Annotated in this window: 5 protein-coding genes and 1 pseudogene; 5 read left to right on the top strand and 1 reads right to left on the bottom strand. The window is 42.7% G+C overall.

Annotated features, from left to right (window positions below):
• The first annotated feature begins 51 nt into the window (after positions 1-51).
• From rpsQ to L1D50_RS02250, 5 genes and pseudogenes are all read left to right on the top strand, one after another.
• Positions 52-309 carry a 30S ribosomal protein S17 gene (rpsQ, locus tag L1D50_RS02270; protein ID WP_010607740.1) on the top strand — a complete coding sequence of 86 codons (258 nt, stop codon included), beginning with the start codon at positions 52-54 and terminating at the stop codon, positions 307-309.
• 271 nt (positions 310-580) lie between these two features.
• A pseudogene (locus tag L1D50_RS02265) lies at positions 581-758 on the top strand (30S ribosomal protein S17); the annotation flags it as partial.
• Between the two features lie 476 nt (positions 759-1,234).
• Positions 1,235-2,086, top strand: coding sequence for a glycosyltransferase (locus L1D50_RS02260; RefSeq protein WP_128725888.1), 852 nt, complete (start codon positions 1,235-1,237; stop codon positions 2,084-2,086).
• 773 nt (positions 2,087-2,859) lie between these two features.
• On the top strand, positions 2,860-4,812 hold the full coding sequence (locus L1D50_RS02255; RefSeq protein ID WP_128725887.1) for a methyl-accepting chemotaxis protein: 1,953 nt from the start codon (positions 2,860-2,862) through the stop codon (positions 4,810-4,812).
• Positions 4,813-4,909: 97 nt separating this feature from the next.
• Positions 4,910-8,368: a PAS-domain containing protein gene (locus L1D50_RS02250; protein WP_128725886.1), complete on the top strand. Its 3,459-nt coding sequence runs from the start codon at positions 4,910-4,912 to the stop codon at positions 8,366-8,368.
• Here the strand turns inward: L1D50_RS02250 and L1D50_RS02245 are convergent, their stop codons facing one another.
• The gene (locus tag L1D50_RS02245; RefSeq protein WP_128725885.1) at positions 8,369-9,034 is read right to left on the bottom strand and encodes a response regulator transcription factor; all 666 of its coding nucleotides are present in this window, start codon (positions 9,032-9,034) and stop codon (positions 8,369-8,371) included.
• Positions 9,035-9,114 lie beyond the last annotated feature (80 nt).

Genomic DNA, 9,114 nt, shown 5'->3' with positions numbered 1-9,114 from the left:
TCGCAATATTGCGCGTGTGAAAACGGTTATCAACCAGAAGGCAGGTGCATAATGAGCGATAAGATCCGTACTGTACAAGGTCGTGTAATTAGCGACAAAATGGACAAGTCAATCGTTGTTGCTATCGAGCGTCAGGTTAAACACCCGATCTACGGTAAGTTCATCAAGCGTACAACTAAGTTGCACGCACACGATGAAAACAACACAGCACTAGCAGGTGACGTCGTGACTATTCGCGAATGTGCGCCAATCTCTAAGAAAAAATCTTGGACGCTAGTTGACGTGATTGAACGTCCTAAGAAAGCTTAATTTTAGTTTTTAACTAAATTAGACTTTTATAAAGCCCCGGCATTAGCTGGGGCTTTTGCGTTTCTGGATAATTTTTATAAATAGCTATCGAGCGTCAGATTAATACCAATTGTATTAGGTAAATGAGCAATTTGAAGCGGAGAAATAGCTTTAGTAGCTAGGCAAAAATTTTGCTATTTAGTTGTTCTAAATGAGAAATTTTTAACGACGCTAATATGGTATTTCACCCTTCAAATTGATTGGAGACTTAGTGTAATTGGTATAACCACCCTATCTACGGTACTCTTTATAGAAAGAAAGCATCAAGCGTACAACTAAGTTGCACGCACACGATGAAAACAACACAGCTACTCACAGGTGACGTCGTGACTATTCGCGAATGTGCGCCAATCTCTAAGAAAAAATCTTGGACGCTAGTTGACGAGATTGAACGTCCTAAGAAAGCTTAATTTTGGTTTTTAACTAAATTAGACTTTTATAAAGCCCCGGCATTAGCTGGGGCTTTTGCGTTTCTGGATAATTTTTATAAATAGCTATCGAGCGTCAGATTAACCACCCTATCTACGGTACTCTTTATAAAAAGCATTAAGGGGATAAATGAGCGTCAGACATTAGCTAAAGAAGATAGCGTTACCTTTGCGATATTAACAATTACCAAGCACGACGTATATTTTTGAGCGATATGTTTTGCGGCTTAGTATGGTTGAAACTTAGGGTGTTTGGTGTTAGTTTCTATGTCCGTTTATCTGGTGTGAAGAAGGATACTTAGGCGATCTTTTTAGTTAGCCTTAACCAGCAATCAATAGCAATTCACATCTTATTTAGTTAGTGGATCTATCTGACAATTTTCGCGGAGTATTTTCTATATTCTGGTTTTGTATGCTTTTTAGTTACAGATATATTCTCCAATTTCCAGAGTTTATACATGTTCCAACACTTTGTACTAACCCGTTTTAATTTGCGTAAGAAAGATTGGCTAGAAACGAAATCTAAAACACAAGTCCTAACCGATGAGTGGATGAGAAATCGGTTAGAGCTATTTGAACACTATTGTTTCTCTTCAGTGAAAGCACAAACGGAGCAAAATTTTAATTGGCTCGTCTTCTTTGACGTATCGACTGCTCCTGAGTTTCGCGAAACCATAGATCGTTTAGCTTCTGAGTTCCGAGCATTCATACCTATTTATGCTGATGGAATGGAGGATTTTTTACCAGCAATACAACGAGAGTTAAATGCACGATTAACCCAGCCATATTTGATTACTTCACGTCTGGATAATGATGACTGTTTACATCAGGACTATATAAAGGAAGTACAGGCACAGTTTGATCAACAGAGCTTTTTGGCTGTAGATTTTATTGATGGCTTTACACTTCAAGTAGCCCCAAAAGTGAGATTTGCCAAACATGCGCACGTGCATAATCCATTTTTAAGTCTAATTGAGACAAGTAAAGAGTATAAAACGATTTGGTGTAATGAGCGCCATGGTTATTGGTCGGAAATTAAGCAAGTGAAGACTGTACGAAAAAAACCAATGTGGATGTCTGTGATTCATATTGAGAACAAGATTAATGCATTCAAGGGTTTTGGTGATGTGAACCTAGAGCAACTTCAGGCATTCAATATTTGTCCGAAAGCTTGGAATTACATAGAGACACATATCGAGCCATATAGAGCCTGGCGTACCCAGGGTGTATATCATCAACTTCGAACGGGTTGGAAAGTCAACGCTAAAATACTGAAAAGGAAATTATTTCATGGAGACTCGACTACTTAGCTGCCTGAGTTGAGTCGTGTTTATTTATAGTTTGTGTAAAAGTTGCCAGAAGGCTGGCTACGGTGAGTGGTTAGACCTGTGCTGTACGATGTAGTGTTGTTAGCGGATAAAGTGGATAAGTCAATCACTGTTGTTATTGAACATAATAGAGCTGCGTTACCTTCCATTAGAAAAGCAAGCGTCAAGTGTACAAATAGGTTGCACACACATGATGAAAACAACACTGCTACTCACAGGTGACGTCGTGGCTATTCGCGAATGTGCGCTAATCTTTAATAACAATTTGCCTTGATACTTATTCAATTTGAGGGAATAAGTCAGGCGCTAACTGCGTAAAAACTTTTTATTTAGAACAACTAACTAGCAAAATTTTTGCCTCAAAATAGATCTCTTAATTAAGCAAATTGGTATAAGAAAAAATCTTGGACGCTAGTTGACGTGATTGAACGTCCTAAGAAAGCTTAATTTTAGTTTTTAACGAAATTAGACTTTTGTGTTTTAAAGAGAATAAATAATAGCATTCTCTCGGTCATAACGAATTTTTGTCGTGTAACATACGCTATCCCGCTCTAACTAATATTAACCATCAACAAATTACTGCTCCTTTTAAATGCGATAAGTGCGATATATCGGCGTTCCCCTAAGTTGTTTTTTAATCGGTACATACCTTTACTAAATGATGATTCACGTCAATGATTATTGTATTAAATACAAGTAGCGTCTGCTCGAGTTGCTACTAGTCTATCCGTGAATACGATGTTTAGGGTTGTTATATGCTTACAAAGTTAAAGTTAGGTCAGCAATTATCGGTTTCATTTGGAATCATGATCGCTCTAATGATAATGCTCTCTGGAGTGGCTTATGTCGGGTTGAGCGGTGGTTTTAGTAATTTTGTCGAATATCGGAGTTTAGCTAGGGCAAGTAATCTTGCAAGTAGTTTGGAGGCAAACTTGTTGTCAACCAGAGTCAATGTCTTAAATTTTCTCAAACAACAGTCTCAAGAAGATGTACGCCAATTTGAACAAAAAACTGAGCAATTACATAAAGACTTCCTTGAAGCTAGAGAGGTCCTAACTACACCTGAATTAGTCTCGCTAGTAGAGAAAAGTGAGGAGGCTTTAACTGAATATGAAGCTAACTTTAAACAAATCCTAACGCTTTACCGTCGCAGAGATTCAGTGGTTAACAATACACTGGATCAAATAGGTCCTCAAATGCGCAAAAATGTTACTCAGCTGATGGATTTAAGTGTCGAACGCAATGATTTTAAAGGGTTGGATATTGCGGCTCATATGCAAGAAAAGCTGTTATTAGGGCGATTATTTGTCAGTAAATTCTTAGTGAGTAACCTACCTGAAGACTATGAAAGAGCAATGAAAGAACTTAAGCAAGAGAAGGATTTACTAAACCAATCTAAGTCAGAGTTTACCGACGACGTATCCAAACGTCTGCTTGCAAGTACAGGATCACTGGGTGAGCGTTACTCTCAGGGGGTAAACGAAGTTCAGCGAATTATCACTGAGAGGAACCAGTTAATAGCTGGCTCACTTAACAAAAATGGTCAAAGTATTGCGGACTATTTAGGGCGTATTAAAGAGTCGATTAAAAACAAGCAAGACAAACTGGGGCCAGTTGCTCAAGCACAAAGTGAAAACACAGTGAATTCTATTATTGTTGTTGCATGTATTGTGATCCTGCTAGGCTGTTTTTTAAGCTGGTATATTACGCGTTTAATTAAAACTCCGATTGGCGGAGAGCCAAAAGAAATTGCAGAAGTGGCATCAAGGATTGCCAGTGGAGACCTTACTATTCAATTTGACAGGGGAGAGTCGGTCAGTGGTATTTATTTGGCGATGCGCAATATGGCTGACAAACTCAAAGTCATCATTGCAGAAATTCAAAGCTCCACTCATGCATTATCTTCCTCGTCGGAAACACTTAGTGCTATCACTGCCCAGTCCAAACAAGGGGCGGACAACCAAATGGAGCAACTCAGTCATAGTGCTGTTTCGATGAATGAAATGGCTGCTACGATTGCTGAAATAACCCAAAGTGCTCAACTCGCAGCGGATGCTGCGACCGATGCGGATTCTCAATCTAATTCAGGTGTTCAAGTTGTCGTTGCAACACAGCAAGCAATGGAAGGTCTAGTTGGTAAAATAGAAAATGTTAGCAAAACCATTGAGAATCTTGAACAAGAAACAGAATCGGTTGGTTCTATTTTGGATGTTATCAGGGGTATCGCGGAGCAAACTAATCTGTTGGCGCTCAACGCAGCAATTGAAGCTGCAAGGGCTGGTGAACAAGGGCGAGGTTTTGCAGTAGTGGCCGATGAAGTGAGAAGTCTTGCGAGTCGCACCCAAAAGAGTACGGACGAAATTCAAGAGATGATCTCTAAGTTGCAAAATGAAGCGAAGCGCTCCGTTGGTATGATGCGAGAAAACGTGAAAGACGCGAAAGATACAGCGGACAAGTCAGCGAAAACGGATGAAGTGTTACAAGCGATTTCTTCATCTGTGAGTACGATTAAAGATATGAATCTACAAATTGCCAGTGCTTCTGAGGAGCAAAACACGGTTACACAGCAAATTTCGCAAAGTGTGACCGAAATTAGTGAAACCGCGCAAGAGACTGCAACGGGAGCGGAGCGGGCGTCAGAGGAAGCGTTATCGCTGTTGTCGTTGTCCCGCGCACTAGATAAGTCGGTGAGCAGTTTTAGGTTATAAGTGATGATACTAAGCATTGGGGGATAGCACTAAAGTGTGCTGTCTTTTTACAGTACAGCCGCTATGCTAGAGCAAACAATAAAAAATCATCACAGTTATGTTTTCTATCGGGCTGATAAGTCTTATTGCGCTGCTGTATTTAGCGCTTTTATTTACCATTGCATGGGGCGCAGATAGGGCGAGTACAAAATTTCGGTCTTATCATGCCAAGCAAGTTACTTATGCCTTGTCACTTGGGGTATATTGCACCTCTTGGGCGTTTTTTGGTACTACCGCGCAAGCTGCAAATAATGGCTGGTGGCTTGCCCCAACTTATGTTGGCACGATTTTACTGTTTATATTTGGTTGGCAAGTCTACACACGAATTGCTGAAATATGCCGCCAGCAGCAGCTCACTTCCATGGCGGACTTTATTGCCACGCGTTATGGTAATTCTTCTAGTTTGTCTGGACTCATTTCTCTGATCTCTGTTATTGCGGTCGTGCCCTATATTGCTCTTCAGCTCAATGCTACCAGCGCCAGTATCGGTATGCTAACAAGTGACACCCAGCGGGTGAGTGTCGCGTTTTGGCAGGATAGTACTTTTTATATCACCTTACTGTTAGCTCTATTCGCAATTTTATTTGGCACGCGTAGGCTGAGACCGAGTGAGCATAACCCAGGGTTGATGACTGCAATCGCCTTTGAGTCATTAGTTAAGTTGCTGGCGTTTATTGCCGTTGGTGTCTACGTCTGTTTTGTACTCTTTGAATCGCCCACTCACTTATTTAGCCAGGCGGATCAGCAGGGAATTACCAAGCAAATAGAGGCAACTGCTAGCCCAACCTATGTTTATTTAGTCCATGTTCTCTTAGGGGTATTGGCAACGCTTTGTTTGCCGAGGCAGTTTCATACCTCTTTTATTGAATATGATGAACAAAACCAATTTAAGACCGCACGCTGGTTATTTCCCGTTTATTTGTTGCTAATTAATTTGTTTATTTTGCCAATCGCCTACGCCGGACTGGTGTATTTTAATGGTCAAGATGTTGGCTACGATACGTTTGTGCTCGCCTTACCACTGGGTTCTGATGCGCCTCTAGTTGCTTTGACAGCCTTTCTGGGAGGGTTTTCTGCGGCGACGAGCATGGTGATAGTTTCAGCCATCGTGCTATCTATTATGATCACCAACGACTTTATCAATCAATTTTTGTTGCGCCGCTCGCAGTTAAATTCAAGCCATCGGGGCTTATCTAAGTTTAATCTGCTCAATGCTCGACGGGTGGTTATTGTTGGCATTTTATTATTGAGTTACGCCAGTCATCGAGTGCTTGCTGAGGGCAACACGTTGGCCAATATGGGACTCATGTCATTTGCCTTGGTTGCGCAGTTTGCGCCTGCAATGGTGGTTGGTTTATGGTGGCGAGGGGCTTCATGTTTAGGCGCGCAATTGGGGATTGTGACGGGTTTTGCTATTTGGTTTTACACGCTGTTATTACCGAGCTTGATCAGTGGCTTTAACTTCGAAAGTCACTGGCTGAGCGCGGGACCCATGAATATCACATGGTTAGCACCTTTAGACTTTTTGGGTCTGGGATTAGATAGTACGAGCCAGTCCGTCTTGATCTCTTTAAGTGCAAATCTGCTGGTTTATTTGCTGGTGCCGTTTATTTCATCTGCACGTCTTGCTGAGCGATTACAAAGCAATAAATTTGTAATGCCGTCCAAATCTGCACAGTCCGCTAACACGGTATTGAGTTACCAAGACTTGGCAACATTACTGCAGCGCTTTAGCGAACAAGCGCGTGCGCAGCAGCTTGTAGAGCTTCATTTCCCTAAAGAGCCTGCAAACTGGAAGTTGCCAGCGCCATTGCAAGTTGAAAATATGATCGAGCGGGAGATGTCGACTCTCGTTGGCGGGGCATCTGCGAAACTGATTTTAGATGTCGCCAAAGATGAAAAACGCCAACCTTTAGAGCAAGTTGCAGAATTTGTCGATGAAGCGTCACAGGTGCTACGTTTTAATCGCGATTTACTACAGTCGACGATAGAAAACGTCAGTCAGGGGATAAGTGTAGTGGATAGTCAACTGCAATTGGTTGCTTGGAACCAGCGCTACGCAGAAATGTTTAATTATCCAGACAATGCGCTGTTTATTGGGCGTCCTGTGGCTGAGCTTATTCGTTACAATGCGCAGCGTGGACTATTTGGTGATGCTGATGTCGAGCAGCAAGTAGAGAAGCGTCTATCACATTTACGACGAGGCAATGCGTATCGCTACCGCCGCGAGCATCACGATGGCCGAGTGTTTGAAATGCAAGGTAACCCACTGCCTGGAGGTGGATTTGTAACGACCTATACGGATATCACCGAGTTTGTAAAACAACAATCCTTACTAGAGCAAGCTAATGTAAATCTAGAAGAAACGGTCGCGGCGAGGACCAAAGACTTGATAGACGCTAACCGTGCTTTATCTTCTGCGAAACGCCAAGCGGAACATGCAACGGAGAGTAAGACCCGTTTTTTCGCCGCAGCAAGTCATGACCTGTTACAGCCATTCAATGCAGCTAGCCTGTTTTGCTCATTAATGAGTGAAAAGGCCCAAGGGACTGAACTAGCTGAGCTTTCGCAAAGCATCAAAAGCTCATTGGCTAGTGCTGAAGAGCTTTTGTCGAGCATTCTTGAGCTAACAAAGTTAGAGGCTGGAGCGTTTAAGGTTAATCGCTCGCGCTTTGCGTTGTCGTCACTGTTGGAACCATTGGAAAACGAATATGGGGCGGTTGCGAAAGACAAAGGGTTAGCGTTTGCGGTGCGGGTTTGCGATGTCATGCTCTACACTGATAAAGCACTGCTAAAAAGGGTATTAGGAAACTTACTGAGTAACGCTATCCGTTACACTGAGTCTGGTACGGTAAGGCTTATCGCTGAATGTCAGGGGGAGAGTGTTTCTATCATTGTTGAAGACACTGGCGTGGGCATTGCAAAGCAAGATCAGGACGCCATATTTCAAGAGTTCAAACAGCTCCATAGTAAAGAGCTAGCGCAGGGGTTAGGACTCGGGCTTGCTATCAGCAAACGAATATGCGAAGTGTTGGAAATTCCCATCACCCTCGGCTCACAACTTAATAAAGGCACACAATTTACCTTAACATTGCCAAGCCTTGGGGGGCAGACGGATAAAAAGGCTGAAGTAACCGCTGACAAGCTCAGCGGTGATTCGCAATTATCGGGTCTGTCTATTTGGCTACTCGATAATGATGCCAACGCACTGGATGCACTATCACAAGTATTGCTAAGTTGGGGGTGTAAGGTGGCCGTAGCGCGAGATGAAGCAGCGCTTAGTGCACTGCAAGCAACGAGTCGGGCTGATATGTTGATCGCGGATTATCAGCTTGATCATGGTGTCACCGGACTTGAGGTAATTACGGCGCTTGCGCTGGACAATATGCCAATCATTATCAACACAGCTAACCACGACGAGGCTATTCGCGAGCAAGTAAGTGATGCCGGGATCCCATTACTTTATAAACCGCTTAAAATACCAGCCCTAAAGCGCATGATTAAACGATTAATTTAGTTAAGCACTCGCTTCATCGTCGAGGTGTACATCCGTAGCCAGCTGATTAAAGAGGATCCCAGCTTGGGTGCGGTTATACACATTGAGCTTTTTTAAAATTGCTGAAACATGCTGTTTGATGGTGGTCTCTTGAATCGACATTGCATATGCAATCTGCTTATTCAAAAGGCCGTCGGCAATCATCGTTAACACGCGATATTGCTGCGGTGTTAGCTTTTCTAAATTACGTGCAAATTGCGCTTGTTCGCTGTCACTTTCTGGCGCGATATCCACGATTTCAGGCAACCAAGTTTCTCCTTCAATAACGAGCTTGATAGCATCACTAATCACTTCTAGTGAGGAAGACTTGGGAATATAAGCGCTTGCCCCGAGGGCAACACATTGACTAATAATGGCTGCCGATTCGTTGGCTGAAACCATGATCACTAGTATGTCTGGATACTGATTTCTTAACCGGGCAAGACCTTCGAGACCTTTCGCGCCTGGAATAGATAAGTCCAAAAATACTAGCTCTGTTTCAGGATGCGCGAGCAACATCTCGAATAAGCTGTCTAAGGTACTGGCTTCTTTGATAGGATCATGACCAATCGCTTGTGCAGCGGCTTGTTTGAGAGCGCTGCGAAATAATGGGTGATCATCAGCGATGATTGCTTGCACCTGAGACATCCTTAACTAACTCCTAGTATCCGTTGTTATAGGGTATTTCCAAAACTACATCAAGTGATTGAGATAGCGAGGCTTCCTTG

Source organism: Pseudoalteromonas sp. Isolate6, assembly GCF_022398435.1.
GTDB classification, from domain to species: Bacteria; Pseudomonadota; Gammaproteobacteria; order Enterobacterales; family Alteromonadaceae; genus Pseudoalteromonas; species Pseudoalteromonas galatheae.
The sequence above is the reverse complement of the archived record's forward strand: the minus strand, read 5'-3'. Positions and strand labels throughout refer to the sequence as shown.